General features: G+C 61.2%; 22 protein-coding genes. 13 read left to right on the top strand and 9 right to left on the bottom strand.

Translation table 11 applies throughout. The features are described from left to right. Window positions 1-168: 168 nt before the first annotated feature. From flgB to flgE, 4 genes are read left to right on the top strand one after another with little or no spacing between them, the layout of a single operon-like run. Window positions 169-576: a flagellar basal body rod protein FlgB gene (gene flgB, locus FBY02_RS22220; protein WP_024779770.1), complete on the top strand. Its 408-nt coding sequence runs from the start codon at window positions 169-171 to the stop codon at window positions 574-576. 3 nt (window positions 577-579) lie between these two features. After that, window positions 580-1023, top strand: coding sequence for a flagellar basal body rod protein FlgC (flgC, locus tag FBY02_RS22215; protein WP_144930282.1), 444 nt, complete (start codon window positions 580-582; stop codon window positions 1021-1023). A 15-nt stretch (window positions 1024-1038) separates the two neighbouring features. Beyond that, entirely contained in the window at window positions 1039-1761 is a 723-nt protein-coding gene (gene flgD / locus FBY02_RS22210; protein ID WP_144930281.1) for a flagellar hook assembly protein FlgD, read from the top strand. Window positions 1762-1790: 29 nt separating this feature from the next. Further along, on the top strand, window positions 1791-3089 hold the full coding sequence (gene flgE, locus FBY02_RS22205) for a flagellar hook protein FlgE (RefSeq protein ID WP_144930280.1): 1299 nt from the start codon (window positions 1791-1793) through the stop codon (window positions 3087-3089). Window positions 3090-3278: 189 nt separating this feature from the next. Here the strand turns inward: flgE and FBY02_RS22200 are convergent, their stop codons facing one another. Continuing rightward, window positions 3279-6170 (bottom strand): ribonucleoside-diphosphate reductase subunit alpha, encoded by a 2892-nt coding sequence (locus FBY02_RS22200; protein ID WP_144930279.1) that lies wholly within the window; start codon window positions 6168-6170, stop codon window positions 3279-3281. 773 nt (window positions 6171-6943) lie between these two features. On the opposite strand from FBY02_RS22200, the gene FBY02_RS22195 reads away from it, so the two are divergent. Beyond that, on the top strand, window positions 6944-7666 hold the full coding sequence (locus FBY02_RS22195) for a response regulator (protein ID WP_144930278.1): 723 nt from the start codon (window positions 6944-6946) through the stop codon (window positions 7664-7666). After that, window positions 7663-9273 carry an ATP-binding protein gene (locus FBY02_RS22190; protein WP_144930277.1) on the top strand — a complete coding sequence of 537 codons (1611 nt, stop codon included), beginning with the start codon at window positions 7663-7665 and terminating at the stop codon, window positions 9271-9273. The genes FBY02_RS22195 and FBY02_RS22190 overlap by 4 nt, the downstream gene beginning before the upstream one ends. Before the next feature lie 115 nt (window positions 9274-9388). Here FBY02_RS22190 and FBY02_RS22185 read toward each other — a convergent pair whose 3' ends face one another. Together FBY02_RS22185 and FBY02_RS22180 are read right to left on the bottom strand one after the other, a co-directional pair. After that, window positions 9389-10114 (bottom strand): 4'-phosphopantetheinyl transferase, encoded by a 726-nt coding sequence (locus tag FBY02_RS22185; RefSeq protein ID WP_144930276.1) that lies wholly within the window; start codon window positions 10112-10114, stop codon window positions 9389-9391. 123 nt (window positions 10115-10237) lie between these two features. After that, window positions 10238-11029, bottom strand: a complete 792-nt coding sequence (locus FBY02_RS22180; protein WP_144930275.1) for a dienelactone hydrolase family protein — start codon at window positions 11027-11029, stop codon at window positions 10238-10240. Window positions 11030-11184: 155 nt separating this feature from the next. On the opposite strand from FBY02_RS22180, the gene FBY02_RS22175 reads away from it, so the two are divergent. The 3 genes from FBY02_RS22175 to FBY02_RS22165 all read left to right on the top strand — a co-directional run bounded on the left by FBY02_RS22175 (window position 11185) and on the right by FBY02_RS22165 (window position 13910). Further along, window positions 11185-11784 (top strand): outer membrane beta-barrel protein, encoded by a 600-nt coding sequence (locus FBY02_RS22175; RefSeq protein ID WP_144930274.1) that lies wholly within the window; start codon window positions 11185-11187, stop codon window positions 11782-11784. 105 nt (window positions 11785-11889) lie between these two features. Next, complete coding sequence (locus FBY02_RS22170; protein ID WP_144930273.1) at window positions 11890-12567, top strand: response regulator; 678 nt, start codon at window positions 11890-11892, stop codon at window positions 12565-12567. Then, complete coding sequence (locus FBY02_RS22165) at window positions 12564-13910, top strand: ATP-binding protein (protein ID WP_144930272.1); 1347 nt, start codon at window positions 12564-12566, stop codon at window positions 13908-13910. Before FBY02_RS22170 ends, FBY02_RS22165 begins: the two co-directional genes overlap by 4 nt. 127 nt (window positions 13911-14037) lie before the next feature. Here the strand turns inward: FBY02_RS22165 and FBY02_RS22160 are convergent, their stop codons facing one another. Further along, the gene (locus FBY02_RS22160) at window positions 14038-15036 is read right to left on the bottom strand and encodes an AraC family transcriptional regulator (RefSeq protein WP_144930271.1); all 999 of its coding nucleotides are present in this window, start codon (window positions 15034-15036) and stop codon (window positions 14038-14040) included. 334 nt (window positions 15037-15370) lie between these two features. Here FBY02_RS22160 and FBY02_RS22155 point away from each other — a divergent pair, with 334 nt between their 5' ends. Both FBY02_RS22155 and FBY02_RS22150 read left to right on the top strand, forming a co-directional pair. Continuing rightward, a complete protein-coding gene (locus FBY02_RS22155; protein WP_144930270.1) occupies window positions 15371-16723 on the top strand; it encodes a dicarboxylate/amino acid:cation symporter in 1353 nt (450 codons plus the stop codon). Between the two features lie 164 nt (window positions 16724-16887). Next, the gene (locus FBY02_RS22150; RefSeq protein ID WP_144930269.1) at window positions 16888-18069 is read left to right on the top strand and encodes a CaiB/BaiF CoA-transferase family protein; all 1182 of its coding nucleotides are present in this window, start codon (window positions 16888-16890) and stop codon (window positions 18067-18069) included. Between the two features lie 136 nt (window positions 18070-18205). On the opposite strand, the gene FBY02_RS22145 is transcribed toward FBY02_RS22150, so the two are convergent. Both FBY02_RS22145 and FBY02_RS22140 read right to left on the bottom strand, forming a co-directional pair. After that, the gene (locus FBY02_RS22145; protein WP_144930268.1) at window positions 18206-18700 is read right to left on the bottom strand and encodes a SprT family zinc-dependent metalloprotease; all 495 of its coding nucleotides are present in this window, start codon (window positions 18698-18700) and stop codon (window positions 18206-18208) included. A gap of 156 nt (window positions 18701-18856) precedes the next feature. Further along, entirely contained in the window at window positions 18857-19459 is a 603-nt protein-coding gene (locus FBY02_RS22140) for a Yip1 family protein (protein WP_024779754.1), read from the bottom strand. Window positions 19460-19792: 333 nt separating this feature from the next. Here FBY02_RS22140 and ttcA point away from each other — a divergent pair, with 333 nt between their 5' ends. Continuing rightward, on the top strand, window positions 19793-20617 hold the full coding sequence (ttcA, locus tag FBY02_RS22135) for a tRNA 2-thiocytidine(32) synthetase TtcA (protein WP_041020228.1): 825 nt from the start codon (window positions 19793-19795) through the stop codon (window positions 20615-20617). 20 nt (window positions 20618-20637) lie between these two features. Continuing rightward, a complete protein-coding gene (locus tag FBY02_RS22130) occupies window positions 20638-21312 on the top strand; it encodes a DNA-3-methyladenine glycosylase I (protein ID WP_144930267.1) in 675 nt (224 codons plus the stop codon). Between the two features lie 99 nt (window positions 21313-21411). Here FBY02_RS22130 and FBY02_RS22125 read toward each other — a convergent pair whose 3' ends face one another. From FBY02_RS22125 to arsC, 3 genes are read right to left on the bottom strand one after another with little or no spacing between them, the layout of a single operon-like run. Further along, window positions 21412-21837, bottom strand: coding sequence for a DUF2069 domain-containing protein (locus tag FBY02_RS22125; RefSeq protein WP_144930266.1), 426 nt, complete (start codon window positions 21835-21837; stop codon window positions 21412-21414). Beyond that, entirely contained in the window at window positions 21830-22435 is a 606-nt protein-coding gene (gene wrbA, locus FBY02_RS22120; protein ID WP_144930265.1) for an NAD(P)H:quinone oxidoreductase, read from the bottom strand. Before wrbA ends, FBY02_RS22125 begins: the two co-directional genes overlap by 8 nt. After that, window positions 22432-22785: an arsenate reductase (glutaredoxin) gene (gene arsC, locus FBY02_RS22115; protein WP_144930264.1), complete on the bottom strand. Its 354-nt coding sequence runs from the start codon at window positions 22783-22785 to the stop codon at window positions 22432-22434. The genes wrbA and arsC overlap by 4 nt, the downstream gene beginning before the upstream one ends. Between the last annotated feature and the right edge of the window lie 82 nt (window positions 22786-22867).

Below are 22867 nucleotides of genomic sequence, written 5' to 3'. Positions count from 1 at the left end.
CGCTGAGAGCGGCAGAAAAGCGGCAGGTAAGCGGAAAGCGGTTGCCGCTTTTCTGGCATTGCCGCCTTGCCGATGCCCGCAAAGCCCCGGTTTACGGGCTTTCTCAAAGTGGCACGACGCTTGCTATATCCATCGCACGTACATTCTGGTCACCCAAAGGTTTCCGACATGAGCATCAGCTTCGATAAAGCGCTCGGTATCCACGAACAGGCCCTGAGCTTCCGCGCCCAGCGTGCCGAAGTCCTGGCCAACAACATCGCCAACGCCGATACCCCGAACTACAAGGCCCGGGATCTGGACTTCTCCAAAGTGCTCGCCGAGCAGAACGAGAAGACCAAGAACGGCTCTTTCGCCCTGAACATGACCAACAGCCGTCATATCGAGGCCGAAGGCCTGGGCAATGGTGACGAGTCGCTGATGTATCGCACGCCGATGCAACCTTCGATCGACCAGAACACCGTGGACGCTCAACTGGAACAGTCCAACTACGCGGAAAACTCCGTGAACTTCCAGGCCAGCTTCACCCTGCTCAACAGCAAATTCAAAGGGCTGATCTCGGCCCTGCGCGGAGAATAAGCCATGTCGATTGCGAGCGTATTCAACATCGCCGGCAGTGCCATGAGTGCCCAGACCACTCGCCTGAACACTGTCGCCAGTAACATCGCCAACGCCGAGACCGTTTCGTCGAGCATCGACCAGACCTACCGCGCCCGTCACCCGGTGTTCGCCACCATGTTCCAGGGCGGCCAGGCGAATGGCAGCGGCTCGCTGTTCCAGGAGCAGGACGCGGCCGGGCAGGGCGTGCAGGTGCTTGGCGTCGTCGAGGACCAGAGCAACCTCGAAGCGCGCTATGAGCCGAACCATCCGGCTGCCGACGCCAAGGGTTATGTCTATTACCCGAACGTCAACGTCGTCGAAGAAATGGCCGACATGATTTCCGCCAGTCGTTCGTTCCAGACCAACGCCGAAATGATGAACACCGCCAAAACCATGATGCAGAAGGTCCTGACCCTGGGTCAGTGATAAGGGGCGAGTCACATGAGCGTTACCAACACCACCAGCGGTTTGAGCCTCAACGAGATTCTGGCCAACTCCTCGATCAAGACCAATAACACCTCCGACAGCCTGTCTTCGATGACAGGGGCTGCGACCGGTAAAAAGGAGCTGGGCAAGGATGCGTTCCTGCAACTGCTCGTTACCCAGCTGAAAAACCAGGACCCGCTGTCGCCACAGGACAACGGTGAGTTCGTTGCCCAGTTGGCACAATTCAGCAGCCTGGAAGGCATCACCACCCTCAACGATACCGTGAGCGGGCTGGCCAGCAACTACAACTCGTCCCAGGCCTTGCAGGCCTCGTCGCTGGTAGGGCGTTCGGTCATTGCCCCTGGCGACAAGGCGGTGGTCGACACCTCCAAGAGCCTCAACGGCACGGTGGTGGTGCCCTCGGCGGTATCGTCCGTCGCGGTCAAGATCGTCGACAAGGACGGCAAGACGGTTCGCACCATCGACCTGGGCAGCCAGAAGGCCGGTAACTCTGCCTTTATCTGGGATGGCAAGAACGACGCGGGCACCACGGTCGAGGCGGGTACTTATACCTTCGCGGCTTCGACCACCATCGACGGCAAGGCCACGTCGCTGATCACCAACCTGCCGGCGACCGTCAGCAGCGTGACGATCAGCCAGACAGGGGGAGAGCTGATGCTCAACCTCGCCGGGCTGGGCAGCATCGCCCTGTCCAAAGTACAAACTATTGGTATGTAGAGCCGACTAACCCGGCAAAGGAGTGGAATATGTCTTTCAACATCGGCCTTAGCGGTCTCTATGCTGCCAACAAACAGCTGGACGTCACCGGTAACAACATCGCCAACGTGGCAACCACCGGCTTCAAATCGTCCCGCGCGGAATTCGAAGACGTCTACTCGGCTACCAAGCTGGGTTCGGGCAGCAAGACCGTTGGTAACGGCGTGCGCCTGTCCAACGTTTCCCAGCAGTTCGGCCAGGGCGACGTCAACAACACCGGTAACGTGCTGGACATGGGTATCCAGGGCCAGGGCTTCTTCGTCCTGAGCAACGACGGTTCCCTGAGCTACACCCGTGCCGGTACGTTCAAGACCGACAAGGCAGGCTATATCACCAACAGTGATGGCACTTCGAAGCTGCAAGGCTATGGCGTGGATGCCAACGGAAAGATCCAGAACGGGATCCTGACTGATCTGCGTATCGATACCTCCAACCTGCCGCCACAGGCGACCAGCCTGGTCTCATCGACGATCAACCTGAATTCGAAGGCGACGCCGATCACCGCGGCGTTCGATCCGACCGACACGTCCACGTTTACCAAGCAGTTCACTACCCCGATCTATGACACCCAGGGCAACCAGCATTCCATGGATCAATACATGGTCAAGACTGCCGGCAACACCTGGAATGTCTATACCTTGATCGATGGTCGTAACCTCGATGGCTCCGCGCCGACCACGACCGGTGTGACCGCGCCGGTCCCGTCGACTATGACATTCGATTCGAGCGGCAAGCTGCTTCAGGTCAGCACGCCTCCGGCGACTATCAATAGCGATCTGGTTTTGACTGGTTGGGTGCCGGGCACCGTGACCAATGGCACATGGACCGCCAACGGCGCCGCGAGTGCGCCAACCATCACGATTTCCATGGCTAATACCAGCCAGTTCAACGCCGACACCGCTCGTTCGCTCCCGGTCCAGAACGGTTATGCCACCGGCCAGATCACCAACCTGACCATCGACGGCAGCGGCGTATTGCTGGCCAACTTCAGCAACAACCAGACCAAGCCGATCGGTCAACTGGCCCTGGCCAGCTTCACCAACGAACAAGGCTTGCAACCGGTAGGTGGCACCAGCTGGAAGGAAACCTTTGACTCGGGCATCCCTGCCTACGATGCCCCGACCACCGGTACCCTGGGTTCGATCGTTTCCAACGCCTTGGAAGAATCCAACGTCAACCTGACCAACGAACTGGTCGAGCTGATCAAGGCTCAGAGCAACTACCAGGCAAACGCCAAGACCATCTCCACCCAGAGCACCATCATGCAGACCATTATTCAGATGGCTTGATGCTCGATGGTTGCTTGAATGCTGCACAAGGAGCCCCTCACAAGAGGGGCTTCTTTTTGGGCGGCGATCCGACGATGAGGTTTGTCCCGGCGCTACTTTCCTCCAGACAAAAGAAAACCCCCGATAGACCAGCGATCTATCGGGGGCTTTCTTTATAAGTAGGCGCCTTGCAGCGCCCACCCGCTCAGCTTATTGGCAAGCTTCGCAATCCGGCTCGTCGATCGCGCAGGCTTTTGGCACTGGCGCCGGGCCTGCTGGAGCGGCCAGGACCGAGTCGTCGCCGTGGTTGCCGCCGCTGGACACAGCGTTCAGCTTACCGGTGTTGATGGTCGACTTCTCGGTGCTGGTGGCGGCCAGGGCACGGAGGTAGTAGGTGGTTTTCAGACCACGGTACCAGGCCATGCGGTAGGTCACGTCCAGCTTCTTGCCCGAGGCGCCGGCGATGTACAGGTTCAGCGACTGAGCCTGGTCGATCCACTTCTGGCGACGGCTGGCGGCGTCGACGATCCAACGGGTGTCCACTTCGAACGCGGTCGCGTAGAGCTCTTTGAGCTCCTGCGGGATGCGCTCGATCTGCTGCACCGAACCGTCGTAGTACTTCAGGTCGTTGATCATGACCGAGTCCCACAGGCCGCGGGCCTTGAGGTCGCGGACCAGGTACGGGTTGATCACGGTGAATTCGCCCGACAGGTTCGATTTCACGTACAGGTTCTGGTAGGTCGGTTCGATCGACTGCGACACGCCGGTGATGTTGGCGATGGTGGCGGTCGGTGCGATGGCCATGATGTTGGAGTTGCGGATACCTTTCTGTACACGGGCGCGAACCGGTGCCCAGTCCAGGGACTCGGTCAGGTCGACGTCGATGTACTTTTCGCCACGGGACGCGATCAGGATCTGTTGCGAGTCCAGCGGCAGGATGCCCTTGGACCACAGCGAGCCCTGGAATGTCTCGTAGGCGCCACGCTCGTCGGCCAGGTCACAGGAGGCCTGGATCGCGTAGTAGCTGACCGCCTCCATGGACTTGTCGGCGAACTCGACCGCAGCGTCGGAGCCGTACGGGATGTGCTGCAGGTACAGCGCGTCCTGGAAGCCCATGATGCCGAGGCCGACCGGACGGTGCTTGAAGTTGGAGTTCTTCGCCTGTGGCACCGAGTAGTAGTTGATGTCGATCACGTTGTCGAGCATGCGCACGGCGGTGTTCACGGTGCGTTGCAGCTTGGCGGTGTCCAGCTTGCCGTCGACGATGTGGTTCGGCAGGTTGATCGAGCCCAGGTTGCAGACGGCGATCTCGTCCTTGTTGGTGTTCAGGGTGATCTCGGTGCACAGGTTCGAGCTGTGGACCACGCCTACGTGTTGCTGCGGGCTGCGCAGGTTGCACGGGTCCTTGAAGGTCAGCCATGGGTGGCCGGTCTCGAACAGCATCGAGAGCATCTTGCGCCACAGGTCCTTGGCCTGGACGACCTTGAACAGCTTGATCTTGTTGTACTCGGTCAGGGCTTCGTAGTACTCGTAGCGCTCTTCGAAGGCCTTGCCGGTCAGGTCATGCAGGTCTGGTACTTCGGATGGCGAGAACAGGGTCCATTTGCCGTCGTCGAAGACGCGCTTCATGAACAGGTCGGGGATCCAGTTGGCGGTGTTCATGTCGTGGGTACGACGACGATCGTCACCGGTGTTCTTGCGCAGCTCGATGAACTCTTCAATGTCCATGTGCCAGGTTTCCAGGTAGGCACAGACAGCGCCCTTGCGCTTGCCGCCCTGGTTGACCGCCACAGCAGTGTCGTTGACCACTTTGAGGAACGGTACGACGCCCTGGGATTTACCGTTGGTGCCCTTGATGTACGAGCCCAGCGCACGAACCGGCGTCCAGTCGTTGCCCAGGCCGCCGGCGAATTTCGACAGCATGGCGTTGTCGTGGATCGCGCCGTAGATGCCCGACAGGTCGTCCGGCACGGTGGTCAGGTAGCAGCTCGACAACTGTGGACGCAGGGTACCGGCGTTGAACAGGGTCGGGGTCGACGCCATGTAGTCGAAGGATGACAGCAGGTTGTAGAACTCAATGGCACGGTCTTCTTTCTGCTTCTCTTCGATGGCCAGGCCCATGGCTACGCGCATGAAGAAGATCTGCGGCAGTTCGAAACGGATACCGTCCTTGTGGATGAAGTAACGGTCGTACAGGGTTTGCAGACCCAGGTAGGTGAACTGCTGGTCACGCTCGTAGTTGATCGCCTTGCCGAGTTTTTCCAGGTCAAAAGAGGCCAGGACCGGGTTCAGCAATTCGAATTCGATACCCTTGGCGACATAGGCCGGCAGGGCCTTGGCGTACAGGTCGGCCATTTCGTGGTGGGTCGCGCTCTCGGCGACTTCCAGGAAGCCCAGGCCTTCGGCACGCAGGGTATCCATCAGCAGGCGGGCGGTGACGAAGGAGTAGTTCGGCTCGCGCTCTACCAGGGTCCGCGCGGTCATCACCAGGGCAGTGTTGACGTCCTTGAGCGCGACGCCGTCATAGAGGTTCTTCAGGGTTTCGCGTTGGATCAGGTCGCCATCGACTTCTTCCAGGCCTTCGCAGGCTTCGGTGACGATGGTGTTCAGGCGGCCCATGTCCAGCGGCGCCAGGCTGCCATCGGCGCGGGCGATGCGGATCGACGGGTGGGCCTGGACCGGTGCGTCGGCCGGGTTGCGGGTAGCGCGCTCCTTGGCGCGGGAGTCGCGGTAGATCACGTAGTCACGCGCTACCTTTTGCTCGCCGGCACGCATCAGGGCCAGTTCGACCTGGTCCTGGATCTCTTCGATGTGGATGGTGCCACCCGACGGCATGCGACGCTTGAAGGTCGCGGTGACCTGTTCGGTCAGGCGGGCCACGGTGTCGTGGATGCGCGACGAAGCGGCTGCGGTGCCACCTTCAACTGCGAGGAACGCTTTGGTGATGGCGACGGTGATCTTGTCATCGGTGTAAGGAACGACAGTGCCGTTACGCTTGATCACGCGCAGTTGACCAGGCGCGGTGGCGGCCAGATCCGGGGTCGAATCGGCGGCCAGCGGCGCGGTGCCCTGCGGGTTCTCGCGAGTTGTGTCGGTGTGCATGGGTGTCTCCACGTTCTCTATGTTTGTTTGGGCACCATCACGGTGCCCACCGTTCCGTCCTGAAGCACTACAACCGACTGGCGCCGGGTATAACAACTTCGGGACAGTAGGAAGCAGGCCCGTGGGGCTGCTTCCATCCGAAGTTCATGGGTTGCGAGCCTGGCTCGAAACCGGATTTGCAGGGTGGCAACAATGGACTGCAACACCCGTACCGTTTCGGTCGTTTTCGACCCTTGAAACAGTGGCCATCCGCAGGGGCGGTCTGGTCTTGGGACAACACGCTGTTCAAGTGGAAAGAGGCACGAAAAGCGCTTGAATTCTCAGTCCGACTTGTGGTTGGTTTTTGGCTTAAAACCCTACATGTAGGGTTTTTTTTGCAGCGGGCTACAAGATAATGCGTTTTGGGGGACGAATGCAACGTACTACCTGTGGATAAACCTGTGCGTAATTTGTGTGCGAAATAGGGAACTGCGCTGTAGGCCGCGACCTTGCTGGAGCGGGGGTTTTTTCATCGTTTTCGATGCGTCGAAAACAGCCTGCCGGTTTTTGCGGGCGCGGACGTTACCACATAAATTCCGCCCGACCGAACGCATTTGTCCGCTTGTTTTCCATCGAGGCGCCGTTTATACAATCGGCTGGTGTGTGGGACAGAGTTATCTTCTTTTGACATGACAAAAGAGCGAGCGGGCATTTGTGGCGAGGGAGCAAGCTCCCTCGCCACAGGCGAGTGCGTCGTTCCTTCATTCTATATTCACAGCAACACGAGGCCCCAAGTGGAACACGAAGCCTGGCAGGTATTGATCGTCGAGGATGACCAGCGTCTGGCCGAGCTGACCCGGGAATACCTGGAAAGCAACGGGCTGCGTGTCGCCATCGAAGGAGATGGCGCGGTGGCGGCGGCGCGGATCGTCGCCGAGCAGCCAGACCTGGTGATCCTCGACCTGATGCTGCCCGGCGAAGACGGCCTGAACATCTGCCGCAAGGTCCGCGCGCAGTACGATGGGCCGATCCTGATGCTCACGGCCCGCACCGACGACGCCGACCAGATCCAGGGCCTGGATCTGGGTGCCGACGATTACGTCTGCAAGCCGGTGCGCCCGCGGGTACTGCTGGCGCGCATCCAGGCGTTGTTGCGGCGCAGCGAGCCGGTGGAGCCGAACCCTCAGAAGCCGCGGCGCCTGCAATTCGGCCCGCTGGTGGTGGACGACGCCCTGCGCGAGGCCTGGCTTAAGGGCAGCGGGATCGAACTGACCAGCGCCGAGTTCGACCTCCTGTGGCTGCTGGTGTCCAACGCCGGGCGCATCCTGTCCCGGGAGGAAATCTTCACCGCCTTGCGCGGCATCGGTTATGACGGCCAGGACCGTTCCATCGACGTGCGCATCTCGCGCATACGGCCCAAGATCGGCGACGACCCGGACCATCCACGGCTGATCAAGACCATCCGCAGCAAAGGCTACCTGTTCGTGCCTGAAGCCTGTGTAGACCCGGCACCGTGAACTCGATCTTCCTGCGCATCTATGGCGGCATGTGCGCGGCGCTGGTGCTGGTGGCGGTACTCGGAGTGCTGGCCCTGCACCTGCTCAACCAGACCCGCAGCGAGCAGTACCGCGAGCGCCTGGCCCACGGCACGTTTTCCCTGATGGCCGAGAATCTGCGGCCGATGAACGACACCGAGCGTCGCCGGGCGCTACTGCTGTGGGAGCGGCTGTTGGGCATTCCCCTGGCGTTGCAGACCTTTGCCCAGACCGACCTGGACCTGGGACAGCGCACCCGCGTGCTGCGTGGCCAGGCACTGGTCGAACAGACCGGGCCCCATGCGGCGAAGGTCTATCGACTGGTCAGCGATGGCGAGCAACTGATGTTGGTGGGGGAAGTCCAGCAGATCAGCGAGCAATTGGCCCGGGCGACCATTTACCTGCTGGCCGACGAGCTGGTGCGCTACCCGGTGGGCGAGCAACCCCGGCGGCTTGCGCAGATCATGGAAGAAAAAGGTTTCGGTTTCGATCTGCGATTGATGACCGCCGAGCAGGCGGACATGGATGAAGACCAACGTCGTCGCGTGTCCGAGGGCGATACGGTGATGGCCTTGGGCAAGGGCGGCGATTCGATCCGGGTGTTCGCCGGGATGGTGGGCACGCCGTGGGTATTGGAAATCGGTCCGCTGTACCAGATGAACCCTTACCCGCCCGAGTGGCTGGTACTGATCGCGGCGTTGGGCTTGAGCCTGATCGGGTTGATCGTCTATCTGTTGGTGCGTCAGTTGGAACGGCGCCTGAGTGGCCTGGAGGCCGCCGCTACCCAGATCGCCCAGGGCAGCCTGGAAACCCGCGTGCCGGCCCGCGGTGCCGACTCGGTCGGGCGACTGGCCGCCGCGTTCAACGGCATGGCCGAGCATCTGCAACAACTGTTGGCGATCCAGCGTGAGCTGGTGCGGGCGGTTTCCCACGAATTGCGTACCCCGGTGGCGCGCCTGCGCTTCGGCCTGGAAATGCTTGGCAGCGCTGCTACTGCTCAAGCGCGGGAAAAATACCTGGCGGGCATGGACCATGACATCGAAGACCTGGATCGGTTGGTAGACGAGATGCTGACCTATGCGCGACTGGAGCAAGGCTCACCGGCGCTGAATTTCCAGCGGGTGGACCTGGATGCGCTGGTCAATCAGGTGATCGACGAGCTGGGCCCGTTGCGCGTCGGGGTCACGGTCGAACGTGGCCTGTGCTTGTCTGCCGCCGATTGCGACGGTGCCTGGGTCGAGGCCGAGCCACGCTTTCTGCATCGCGCCTTGCAGAACCTGGTGAGCAATGCCATGCGCCATGCCAGGTCCCGGGTGACCGTCAGCTACCAGGTGGGGCAACTGCGTTGCCGGGTGGATGTCGAGGATGACGGGCCCGGTGTGCCGGAGGCGGCCTGGGAGCGGGTGTTCAAACCCTTCCTGCGCCTGGACGACAGCCGTGCCCGTGCTTCGGGCGGCCATGGGTTGGGGCTGTCGATCGTGCGGCGGATCATTTACTGGCATGGCGGCCGGGCGTTGATCGCCAAGAGCAAGAGCCTGGGTGGGGCGTGTTTCAGTTTGAGCTGGCCGAGGCATCAGGACAGGGGTTGAGAGGTGCGGCGCCTGATCGGCTGTCTTCGCGAGCAAGCCCGCTCCCACATTTGGAATGCGTATGCCTGTGGGAGCGGGCTTGCTCGCGAAGGGGCCAACACAAACACTACAAATTTCAGGCCTTGATACCCACCAGACTCAACAACTGACCATCCTTCACCCCGAACCGCGCCTGCAATTCACTGCCATGGCGCCATTCGGCGGACAGGTCCGTCAGCAAGCGCAGTCGTACCTGCCCGTCGCGGGCCCATTCCAGCACCTCGGCATGCTCGAAATAGAAGCGCTGCCCGACGATCGGGTACAGCGCCTTGAACAGGCTTTCCTTCACCGAAAAGGTCAACGTCACCAGCAAGGCCCGGTCATCTCGCCGGGTGGTGGCCATGCGTTGCAGTTCCGGTGGGGTGAGGATTTCACTCGCCAGCCGCTCGGCGCGCTCCGGGTCGAGCAGGTTCTCCAGGTCCATCCCCAGCCCTTGCCAATGGTCCTTGAGGGCGACGATGGCGGCTGCCCGGCCGGTGCTGTGGGTGATCGACCCGCTGACATGGGCCGGCCAGAGGGGGGCACGGTCGTCGCCGATCGCCGGAACGCAATGCTGGCCGTTCAACTGATAAAGGGCTGCGCGGGCGCAGATCCGTCCGGCGAGGAATTCGGCCTGACGCTTGGCCACCGAACGCTGGATGCTGGCGGGCGGCTCGATGGCACTGTTCGGGAAGTCTTCACCGACAAACAACAGTGGATCGAAACGGGTGCTCAGCAGGATTGTGTCGGGCAGGACGTCGGGCAACAGCCAATCCTCATCCAGAGGCGAGCAGCAGGCGGGCAGGGCAGGGAGTCGGTTCATGCCGGGCATTTTGCCGGGTTGGTTTGATGCTGGGTAGTGATGTGAGCGGTCGGACTGAAATTCTGCTGGGAAGAAGGGGCTTTTGTGGCGAGGGGATAAATCCCCTCGCCACAGGGGGAGTGTTCAACCAAAGATCTTCTTGAAGAACTTCTGCATATCCGCCCACGACTGCTCATCGGCCGCCTTGTTGTAGCCGATGTCCGGCCCGCCATGTTCGCCGTGGCTCAGGCGGTCGGCATCGGGGTTGCTGAAGCCGTGCTTGGCGCCTTCCAGGCTGACGAACTTGTAGTCGGCGCCGGCCTTGTCCATCTCGCTTTTGAATGCGGTGACGTTATCCTCGGTGACCATGCTGTCCAGCGCGCCGTGCTCGACCAGGATCTTCGCCTTGACGCTGCCGGGGGGGGCCGGGGTGTTGGTCACCAGGGCGCCGTGGAAACTCACCACACCGGCCAGCGGAACGCCCTGGCGAGCGGCATCCAGCACCACTTTGCCGCCGAAGCAGTAGCCGATGGCGGCGAGTTTGTCCGGATCGGTCTGGGGCTGTTTCTTCAACAGGTCGAGCCCGGCCTGGAATCGCGCGCTGGCGGCCTTGCCGTCCTTGAGCGCCGCCTGCATGAAGGCCATGGCGTCCGTGGGGTGCTCGGTATTCTTGCCATCTCCGTACATGTCGATGGCCAGGGCGCTGTAGCCCAGGCCGGCGAGGTCGCGGGCGCGGCGCTTGGCGTAGTCGTTCAGCCCCCACCATTCATGCACCACCACCACGCCCGGGCGCGGCCCCTTGATCGCATCGTCGTAGGCGTAATAGCCGATCAGCTTCGTGCCGTCGGCACTGGTGTAAGGTATCTCCTGGGTCTGGACGGCGGCGTGGCCCGCGCCGCTCAAGGCCAGAAGTACAACAGCAAGCAACCTGCGCATGGGGAATCTCCCTGAAAGAAATGGTTTGCATGAGACAAGACACTCTAGCCGATTCGTTCAGCGCAGGTTCAGAGAACGTTCAAGGGGTGTTCAGGGACCGCTGGTTAACGTGATCACGACTTCACACACCACCCACGTTTCAAAGGAACCTGAACATGACACACATGAAAAAACTGCTGCTGGCTTTTACTGTGCTGGGTGCCAGCGCCATGGCCCACGCCGATGACAACTTCGCCAGCCTGACCCTCGGCCAGACCAGCGACAAGGTCAAGAAATCCAATGCCCTGGACCAGGCGCTGAACAATCCGAACGCCGACGGCGTGATTGGCAAGGACACCACCTATGGCTTGCGCCTGGGCAAGCAGAACGACCAGGGCCGCTACTACGCGACCTACGACAACGTTTCGGGAACCCATAACGGCATCAAGTTGCGCCAGGAAAACCTGCTGGGCAGCTACGACCTGTTCTACCCGGTCACTGGCAGCACCAAACTGTTCGGCGGTGCGACGGCGGGCCTGACCAAGGTGACCCAGGACTCCCCAGGTTTCAGTCGCGACAGCGACATCGGTTTCACGGCGGGCCTGCAGGGCGGCGTGCTGCAACAAATTTCGCAGAATACCTCGGTGGAACTGGGTTACCGTTACCTGCGCAGCAACGCCAGCACCGAAATGAGCCCCCACGGCGGCGACAAGGTGGGCTCGCTGGACCTGACCAGCAGCGCCCAGACCTACCTGTCCGCCAACTACACGTTCTAAGCGGGCGAGGGTGAGCGTATCCCGCCGGATCGGCCCGAGACGATCCGGCGGCTTTCGTTGCGCTGCACAGCACCGGATTGTCTGATTTGCCTGGAGAGAGGCTCCATGAAGTTACTGGTCGTCGAAGACGAAGCGTTGTTGCGTCATCACCTGCAAACCCGTCTCACCGACAGCGGCCATGTGGTCCAAGCCGTCGCCAATGCCGAAGAGGCCCTGTACCAGGTCGCGGAATTCAATCATGACCTGGCGGTGATCGACCTTGGCTTGCCCGGGATCAGCGGCCTTGAGCTGATCCGTCGGCTGCGTGCCCAGGACAAGACCTTTCCGATCCTGATCCTCACTGCCCGCGGCAATTGGCAGGACAAGGTCGAAGGTCTGGCCGCCGGGGCCGATGACTATGTGGTCAAGCCGTTCCAGTTCGAGGAACTGGAGGCGCGGCTGAATGCCCTGTTGCGCCGCTCCAGCGGTTTTACCCAGTCGACCATCGTCGCCGGCCCGTTGCTGTTGGACCTCAATCGCAAGCAAGCCTCCCTCGACGAGGAACCGCTGGCGCTGACGGCCTACGAATACCGCATCCTCGAGTACCTCATGCGCCATCACCAGCAGGTGGTGGCCAAAGACCGGTTGATGGAACAGCTCTATCCCGATGACGACGAGCGCGACCCCAATGTCATCGAAGTCCTGGTCGGGCGCCTGCGCCGTAAACTCGAAGGTCCCTCCGGCTTCAAGCCGATCGACACCGTGCGTGGCCTGGGCTACCTGTTCAACGAGCGCTGCCAGTGATTCGTTCCCTGCGGCTGCGGCTGATGCTGGCAGCCACGATCCTGGCGGTGTTGTTCATGCTGGCGCTGCTGCCCGCCATGCAAGGCGCGTTCAGCCTGGCATTGCAGGAGTCCATCCAGCAACGCTTGGCCTCGGATGTGACCACGCTGATTTCCGCCGCCCGGGTGGAAAACAATCGCCTGAAGATGCCGGCACAGTTGCCCGACGAGCGCTTCAATCTCGCTGACGCCCGTCTGCTGGGCTACATCTATGATCGCGATGGGCGACTGGTCTGGCGGTCGAAGGCGACCCGGGAAGAAAACATCAACTACACGCCTCGCTATGACGGCCAGGGCAACGAGTTTGCCCGCATCCGCGAGCAGAACGGCGAGGAGTTCTTTGTCTATGACGTCGAGATCAAGTTGCTCGCCGGCCAGGATGCGGCGTTCAGCGTTGTTACCTTGCAACCGGTGCGCGATTACGAAGTCACCCTGCAGGGCCTGCGGGACAAACTCTACATGGGGTTCGGAGCGGCGCTGGCGGTGTTGCTGGCGCTGTTGTGGATCGGTCTGACCTGGGGGCTGCGGGCGTTGCGCCGCCTGAGCCAGGAACTGGATGAAATCGAAGGCGGCACCCGGGAGAGCCTCAGCACCGAACATCCCCGGGAACTGCTGCGCCTGACCGGCTCCCTCAACCGACTGTTGTACAGCGAGCGGGAACAGCGCAGCCGTTATCGCGACTCCCTCGACGACCTGGCCCACAGCCTGAAGACGCCGTTGGCGGTGTTGCAGGGGGTCAGCGAAGACATGGCCCGGCGCCCCGAAGATCGTGGGCAGGCCTGGGTGCTGCAAACCCAGATCGAGCGCATGAGCCAGCAGATCGGCTACCAGTTGCAGCGCGCCAGCCTGCGTAAGAGCGGGCTGGTGCGCCACCAGGTGCGCTTGCGGCCGGTGCTGCAAAGCCTGTGCGACACCCTGGACAAGGTCTATCGCGACAAGCGGGTCAACGTCCGCTTCGACCTGCCGGAGCACTGCCAGGTACCGATCGAGCAGGGTGCCTTGCTGGAGATGCTCGGTAACCTGCTGGAGAATGCCTATCGGCTGTGCCTGGGCGAAGTGCGCGTCAGCGTGCACCAGACCCTTGGCGGGACCGAGCTGTGCGTCGAGGATGACGGGCCGGGCGTACCGCCGGACCAGCGTGCGCGGATTCTCCAGCGCGGTGAACGGCTGGACCGCCAGCATCCGGGACAGGGGATTGGACTGGCGGTGGTCAAAGACATCATCGAGAGCTACGGTGCGCGTTTGACCTTGGGCGACTCGGAGCTGGGCGGTGCGGCGTTCCGGGTGCTTTTTCCGGTGGTTTGACCGGGGTGGGGCCACTGACGCCATCGCGAGCAGGCTCGCCTACATGGGATGTGTGCCGATCACAAAACCCTGTGGGAGCGAGCCTGCTCGCGATGGCGGCGGCCCGTACATCACAAAACACCGCGCCTCAGTGCTCCTGCTCCCGGTAAGCCCCCGGCGTCAGTCCCGTCCACTTCTTGAACGCCCGGTGAAACGCCGACGGCTCCGAGAATCCCAACTGCTCGGCAATCTGCTGCAACGACAGTTCCGCGCGTCCCAGGTGGTAGATGGCGATATCCCGCCGCAGGTGATCCTTGAGTTCCTGGAAGCTGGTGCCTTCCTCCCGCAGATGACGGCGCAGGGTCTGGGGACTGAGGTGCAGATGATCGGCGGCTGCCTCCAGGTCCGGCCAGTGTGCGGTATCGCGGCCGAGCAACCGACGCAGTTGGCTGCTCAGGCTGTGGCCATCGTCCGGGCGCGAGAGCAGATCGGCGGGGGAGTGCTCGAGAAACCGCTTGAGCGTTCGTTCGTCCTGAAGCAACGGCATGTCCAGGTAGCGGCTGTGGAACAACAGGCCGCTGTGTTGCGCCTCGAACGCCAGCGGACAGGGGAACAGCAAATCGTACTCGGCGCCATGGGCGGGCCTGGCATAGCTGAAGTTTGCCTGCTCCAGGGTGATTCGCTGACCGATCAGCCAACTGGCGAGGCGATGCCATACCACCAGCAGGCTCTCGGCGAGGAAATGATCCGGGTCCCACAGGGCCGGATCGTCCAGCACCAGGTGCACCCGTTCACCTTCGGCCACCAGTGTCAGGTCCGGAGCACCGGGGAACAGGCGATAGAACAACAGGCCACGCTGGAGCGCCTTGCCCAGGGTCCGGCAATGGATCAGCGTATGGCACATCATGGCGAACGTCCCGGGTTTGCTCGGGGCTCTGCCAAATCCAAGGTATTCATCACCCAGCGCCAGCCACAGCGATTGCAACAGGTGGGCAAACTGCTCCGGCGCGATGCGCGCGCGCGGCTCGTCCAACAGCTCAGGGCTGATGCCCAGCTGTTGCAACAGGGGAAGATAGTCGAATCCCTGGCGACGTGCGCCGCCCAGGGCTGCGCGGGCGAAGTGACTGGCGATCGTGCGTTGGCGCATGGCATCAATCCGTTTAATAAGCGAGCGATGGTAGCAGGACGATCCATCGCGACAAGGCGGATATCCGCCAAATCCCGGAACTGGAATCCATCTGTTGGCGGAAATCCGCCATCTTATACGCTGTCGTTTAATCGGTGATTAATCACAGAACCTGTCTGCTATAGCGGCTGTAGGGCTTTTCTGGAAAATGGCACGGGCTTTGCGATGCACTACGTAGGTCTGCCCCTGTGCAGCCGACAAAACAAATCCCTCCAGTGCAGGAGGGTTCGCAAAGTTGAGGTGTCGTGGACGACAGGTGGATGTTGTCACACGGGACGCTTGAGGAAGGTTTGCCATGACGACTCGTCAGCCCTTGTACAAATCCCTGTATTTCCAGGTGATCGTTGCCATTGCCATCGGTATTTTGCTCGGCCACTTCTATCCGCAGACCGGTGTGGCTCTCAAGCCGTTCGGTGACGGGTTCATCAAACTGATCAAAATGGTCATTGCCCCCATCATCTTCTGCACCGTGGTCAGCGGTATCGGCGGCATGCAGAACATGAAGTCGGTCGGCAAGACCGGTGGCTACGCGCTGCTGTACTTCGAAATCGTCTCCACCATCGCCCTGCTGATCGGCCTGGTCGTGGTCAACGTCGTTCAACCGGGTAACGGCATGCACATCGACGTGTCGACCCTGGACACCAGCAAGATCGCCGGTTTCATCTCGGCCGGTAAAGACCAGAGCATCATCGCCTTCATCCTCAACGTGATCCCGACCACCATCGTCGGCGCATTCGCCAACGGCGATATCCTGCAAGTGCTGATGTTCTCGGTGCTCTTCGGCTTCGCCCTGCATCGCCTGGGTGCCTACGGCAAGCCGGTGCTGGACTTCATCGATCGCTTCGCTCACGTGATGTTCATCATCATCAACATGATCATGAAGCTGGCCCCCATCGGTGCCTTCGGTGCCATGGCCTTCACCATCGGCGCCTACGGTGTCGGTTCGCTGGTGCAACTGGGTCAACTGATGATCTGCTTCTACATCACCTGCATCGTGTTCGTGCTGGTGGTGCTGGGCGCCATCTGCCGCGCCCACGGCTTCAGCGTCATCAAGCTGGTGCGCTACATCCGTGAAGAACTGCTGATCGTACTGGGTACTTCCTCGTCGGAATCGGCCCTGCCACGCATGCTGATCAAGATGGAACGCCTGGGTGCCAAGAAGTCGGTCGTGGGCCTGGTCATTCCAACAGGCTACTCGTTCAACCTCGACGGTACTTCGATTTACCTGACCATGGCCGCGGTGTTCATCGCCCAGGCCACTGACACCCCGATGGACATCACTCACCAGATCACCCTGCTGCTGGTGCTGCTGCTGTCGTCCAAAGGTGCTGCCGGCGTGACCGGTAGCGGCTTCATCGTACTGGCGGCCACCCTGTCGGCCGTGGGCACCCTGCCGGTGGCCGGTCTGGCACTGATCCTGGGTATCGACCGCTTCATGTCCGAAGCCCGGGCCCTGACCAACCTGGTGGGCAACGCTGTCGCCACCATCGTGGTTGCCAAGTGGGTCAAGGAACTGAATGAAGACCAGTTGCAGACCGAACTGGCTTCCGGCGGTCGCGGCATCTCCGATGTCCGTGAAGACGACGAGCAGATCGCGGCGGCGCAGATCGCAGCGGCTGAAACCTCTGCTCCAGGTGCTGTGAAGTAATCTTCAGGCTGCCTATGGAAAAAACCCGCTTCGGCGGGTTTTTTCATGCCAGCTCGCCACGGATGAACGCCTGAGCGCATCGGTCATCCCAAACCACACCTGCGGTAATTGCCGTGCTGCCAGCGTCTGCCTAGTCTTTGCTCATCATCTCGCGGAGACCCTCCATGCAAGGTCCATTGGCATCGCTCAAGGTTCTGGATTTCTCGACCCTGCTACCCGGTCCGTTCGCCTCGCTGCTGCTGGCCGACATGGGGGCCGAGGTGCTGCGCATAGAATCCCCGACCCGTCCGGATCTGCTACGCGTCCTGCCGCCCCATGACCGGGGTGTTTCCGCCAGCCATGCCTACCTCAATCGCAACAAGCGCAGCCTGGCCCTGGACCTCAAGCAACCGCAAGCGCTGGAGGTGATCAAGCGGCTGCTGGGGGAGTACGACATTCTGTTGGAACAGTTCCGTCCCGGGGTGATGGAGCGATTGGGGCTGGGCTATGAGGCGTTGAAGGCGATTAATCCCCGGCTCATCTACGTGTCGATTACCGGCTACGGCCAGACCGGCCCCTACAGGGACCGCGCCGGACACGACATCAACTATCTGGCCCTGACAGGGTTGGCCAGCCATACCGGCCGTGCTGACAGCGGTCCGTTGCCGCTGGGCATCCAGGCAGCGGATATCGCCGGCGGGTCGCTGCACGGTGTGATCGGATTGTTGGCGGCGGTAATTGCTCGCCAGCAGAGCGGGCAGGGCCAATACCTGGATGTGAGCATGGCCGATTGCGTATTCAGCCTTAATGCACTGGCAGGCGCCGGTTACCTGGCCAGCGGGGTCGAGCCCGGCTGGGAAAAGCACCTGCTCAATGGCGGCAGTTTCTATGACTATTACCGCACCCGGGATGGTCGCTGGATGTCGGTGGGCAGCCTGGAGCCGGTTTTCATGCAAGCGTTGTGTGAGGCTCTGGGCCGGCCGGACCTGGCCGCTCACGGCCTGTCACCCGAGCCCGAGCGACAACAGATGCTCAAGCAGGCGCTGCAAGCCGAATTCGAGAAACATGACTTCGCCGAACTTTGCCGGTTGTTTGCCGAAATCGATGCCTGCGTCGAACCGGTGTTGAGCCTGGAGGAAGCGCTCGGGCACCCGCAGTTGCAGGCCAGGAAAGTGGTCACTCAGGTGCCCCGCGTCGATGGTTCGAGTCAGACGCAGATGGCTTGTCCGTTGAAGTTCTCCGAAGGGTTGCCCGAACCTCGCCATATTGGCGTGGGGCTGGGGGCGCATACGGATCAGGTATTGGGGGAGTTGGGGTTCAGTGCGCAGCGGATTGCCGAATTGCGCAGGAGCGGGGTGGTTTTGTAGCGTTCTTTAGAGCCCCTTCGCGAGCAAGCCCGCTCCCACAGGAGGATCTGTTCCCAACACGGATTCTTTGCCGTCGAGTATCCAGTGTGGGAGCGGGCTTGCTCGCGAAGGGGCAAGCCCCGGCACCCCGAAGCTGCTATTCGACCCGCGTCTCCCCACTGAACACCAACGTCCCGCGACAACTGCGGCACAGGTAGCGCCGCCCCTGGCGCACCAGGCTATGGCGTTGGGCCGAGAACGGGAAATCGCTGCCTTCGCAGGGGCATCTGTAGATGTAGCGGGTAACGCTGCGGCGTTTGATTTCGTAGGTGTGGCAACGGTTGGGCGGCAGTTCGTACACGCCGCGCATGATCAGTTGCCACTCTTCGCCATGGGGCTGGATGCGTTCGCCAAACAACTGGTGGGCAATCAGGTGCGCGACTTCGTGGGCGACGGTCTGCTTGAGGAAGTCTTCGGCATTTTCCCGGTATAGCTGCGGATTGAAGCGCAGCAGGTTTTCATGCAAATGCGCCACACCGGCTTTCTGGCCGCGCAATTTGAAGCTGACCACCGGGCGTTTGAAAGGACGTTTGAAAAAGGATTCGGCTTGTTGGTAACACTCTTCGACGCGGGTATTGAGTTGCTCGAGCATGCTTTACGGGTCTCCAGAAACCCGAGTATGCCGCAAGCATCGGCCATTGCGAATCGCTCAGGTGCCCAGCGGTCGTTTCCTCAGTCGGACACAGGAAGGCCGCCTTGCGGCGGCCTGTGTCGGCAGATCCTGTTTTTATAGGAGAGCCTTGGTTTTTCAGTTGGTATAGACCGGGCCGACGCCCAACCCCCAGACAATCACTGTGAACGCCATGATGGCAACCAGCACCACCAGGCCGACGGCGAGTACCGAACTGGAAAACAGGAAGCCTTCGTCCTGGGGAATGTTCATGAAGGTCGGCAAGCCCACGTAAAGCAGGTAAACCGTGTAGCAGATCGCCGCCGTACCCACGATCATTCCCAGCCACATGTGTGGATAGAGCGCCGCCAGGCCGCCGATGAACAGGGGCGTGGCAGTGTAGGTAGCGAACGCCACGCAACGGGCCAGGCTCGGGTTGGCATCGTAGGTGCGGGCCATCCAGTGGATAAACGCGCCCATCACCGCGACCCCGCCCAGCATGGCCAGGTAGGACATGATGGTCATCCACAGCGCGCTTTCCTGGGTGAGCATTACGGGAGCACGGTTGCCGATGACCCAACCTACCTGCGTCGTGCCGATAAACGCCGACACAGCGGGAATCGCCGCCAGGATCAGCGTGTGCGTGAGGTACATGTGGCTGATGCTTTCCTCCTGATCGCCACGGATGTCTTTCCATTCTTGATCAGGGTGGGTAAAGAGCCCCACGACATGATGGATCATAGTCAGTCACTCCTTTGTTATTGCCATCGCCCCCCAACGGAGCGCCTACGGGCCAAATGGCCAAGTAAGTAAAGGTCTGAATATGTGTGCGACCTTATGACGCAGTATAGAAAGGAGTTATCCCCAGGGGGATGGGGGACTTAGAGCAAATCGCGCTGTAGGTTGGCGGGTTAATCGCCGATAGGTCTGTGTCCACAGTCTTGAAACCGGTGGATAACCCTGTGGCGAGGGGATAAATCCCCTCGCCACAGCAGTGGTGTGCCAGCCCCTTCGCCGCCGGCCTGTTTTTGCGTAAAATGCCGGCCCTTCGTCACACCTCACGGATTTCGCGTCATGGGCACTCTTACGGTCAACCAGAACAAACTGCAAAAGCGCCTGCGCCGCCTGGCCGGTGAGGCGGTTGCCGATTTCAACATGATTGAAGACGGCGACAAGGTCATGGTCTGCCTGTCCGGTGGCAAGGACAGCTACACCATGCTCGATGTGCTGATGCATCTGCAGAAGGTGGCGCCGATCAAGTTCGACATCGTCGCGGTGAACATGGACCAGAAACAGCCGGGATTCCCCGAGGATGTGCTGCCGGCGTACCTCGAGTCGCTGGGCGTGGAGTACCACATCGTCGAGAAAGACACCTATTCGGTGGTCAAGGAGCTGATTCCCGAAGGCAAGACCACCTGTTCACTGTGTTCACGCCTGCGTCGCGGCACGCTCTACACCTTCGCCGACGAGATCGGCGCGACCAAGATGGCCCTGGGGCACCACCGCGACGACATCGTCGAGACGTTCTTCCTGAACATGTTCTTCAACGGTTCGCTCAAGGCCATGCCGCCCAAGCTACGCGCCGATGATGGGCGCAACGTGGTGATTCGTCCGCTGGCCTATTGCAGCGAGAAGGACATCCAGGCCTATTCGGATCTCAAGCAATTCCCGATCATCCCCTGCAACCTGTGCGGTTCCCAGGAGAACCTGCAGCGCCAGGTGGTCAAGGAGATGCTCCAGGAGTGGGAGCGCAAGACGCCAGGCCGCACCGAGAGTATCTTCCGCGGTTTGCAGAACGTCGTTCCGTCGCAACTGGCGGATCGCAACCTGTTCGATTTCACCAACCTGCGTATCGACGAAAGCGCTGCTTCGCGCTTCGTCAATGTCGTGAACCTCTGACCGGACCCCCAGGAGCGGGAATGCGCGATTATAAGTGGCTGCATGAGTACTGTCTGAACCGCTTCGGTTCGGCGGCTGAACTGGAAGCCCATCTGCCTGTTCCCAAGACCCCGGCGCAACTGCGCAAGATCGGCGACGACCGCTACCTCTCGACCATGTCGCTGCGGATCTTTCGCGCCGGGCTCAAGCACAGCCTGGTAGATGCCAAGTGGCCGGCGTTCGAAGAAGTGTTCTTCAAGTTCGATCCGGAAAAAGTCGTCTTGATGAGTGCCGAGCACCTGGAGCGGTTGATGCAGGATGCGCGGATCATCCGACACCTGGGCAAGCTCAAGAGCGTGCCCCGCAACGCGCAACTGGTACTGGACGCGGCCCATGAAAAAGGCAGCTTCGGCGCGCTGATCGCCGACTGGCCGGTGAACGACATCGTTGGCCTGTGGACCTACCTGAGAAAACATGGCCATCAACTGGGCGGCCTGTCGGCTCCGTATTTTTTACGGATGATGGGCAAGGACACCTTCGTGACCAGCAACGACGTTGTGGCGGCGCTCAACGCCCAGGACATCATCGACAAAGTCCCCACCAGTCTGCGGGACCTGGCGACGGTGCAGAATGCCTTCAACCAGTGGCATGAAGAAAGTGGCGGCCGGCCGATGAGCCAGATTTCGAGGATGCTGGCCTACACAGTGAATCATTGAAACCGCGTCGCACCTATTGCGAGCAGGCTCGCTCCCACACTGAATTTGTGAACGCCGAAAATCCCCTGTGGGAGCGGGCTTGCTCGCGAAAACGATCTATCAGGCGACAGAAATTTCGCCTTCCCCCGCAAGACGCCGGTTCAACTGAAACCGCCAGCGCACATACAGCAACGCCGAGCAGAACACCGCCACGCTCGCGAGCATTTCCAGTACGCCGAACAGTTGCCGGTTCGGGTCATAGGCCGCCAATGCGCCTTTGATGAAATACAGGTTCACCACGAAGCACATCCATGAATGGCCGCGAGCACTGCCGGTGAGCATGCTGGGTGCCAATATCAACAGTGGTACCAATTCGATCAGCAGGATTACCCAGGGACGCGCGCCGTGCAGGTCGGCGATCAGCAGGTAATAGACGCTGAGCACCCCCACCAGGCCGAAAAAGCACAACAGGCTGAGAATGCGGGCAATGCGCACGCGCGGCTCCAGCCACTGGATGGAGGGGAGGATCTTCGGCTTTTTAGCCACGGCCGCTCTCCAGTAATTGTGCGGTTTTCGCCAGGCGTGAACCCAACGCCCGGCACAGGGCGACTTCATGCTCGTTCAAGCCGCTTTTACCGTCACTCCCGGCGTGGTGGCTCGGCCCGTAGGGCGTACCGCCGCCCTCGGTGTCGATCAGCGCCGACTCGCTGTAGGGCAAGCCGGTGATCAGCATGCCGTGGTGCAACAGCGGCAGCATCATCGACAACAGGGTGGTTTCCTGGCCGCCGTGCAGGCTCGCGGTGGAGGTGAACACCCCAGCCGGCTTGCCCACCAGGGCACCGGTCAGCCACAGGTTGCTGGTGCCGTCGAGAAAGTATTTGAGCGGCGCGGCCATGTTGCCGAAACGGGTCGGGCTGCCCAGGGCCAGGCCGGCACAGTGCTTCAGGTCATCGAGGGTGGCGTACAGCGGACCTTGCTCGGGAATGTCCGGGGCCACCGCTTCGCATTCGGTGGAAATTGCCGGCACCGTGCGCAACCTGGCTTCCAGCCCGGCCTGTTCGATGCCACGGGCGATTTGCCGGGCCATTTCGTTGGTGGAGCCACTGCGGCTGTAATACAACACCAGGATGTACGGTGTGCTCACGGTAGGATCTCCAGGATCTTCTCCGGTGGACGACCGATCACGGCTTTGTCGGCGGTTTCGAGAATCGGCCGTTCCATCAGTTTCGGGTGGGCGGCAATGGCGGCGATCAATTGCGCCTGGCTCAGGCTTTCGTCGGCCAGGTTCAGGCTGGTGTATTCGTCCTCGCCGGTGCGCAGCAGTTGCCGGGCCGTGATTCCGAGTTTGCCCAGCAGCCGTTCAAGCTGCGCTGCATCGAGCGGGGTTTCCAGGTAACGGACCACGGTGGGCACCAGGCCCCGGGCCTCCAACAGTTCCAGCGCACCGCGGGATTTTGAGCAGCGCGAATTGTGATAAAGCGTCAGATCGGTCATGAGCGGGTCGCATCTTGCGTAAGGTGGCGGCTATTCTACTGTGCCACGATGGGTCGTGGCAGCGTTCACATTCAGACTAAGG

It is taken from the genome of Pseudomonas sp. SJZ078 (assembly GCF_007828255.1).
Classification (GTDB): domain Bacteria; phylum Pseudomonadota; class Gammaproteobacteria; order Pseudomonadales; family Pseudomonadaceae; genus Aquipseudomonas.
Note: the sequence above shows the minus strand (reverse complement) of the source record. Positions and strands in the feature narration are given on the sequence as shown.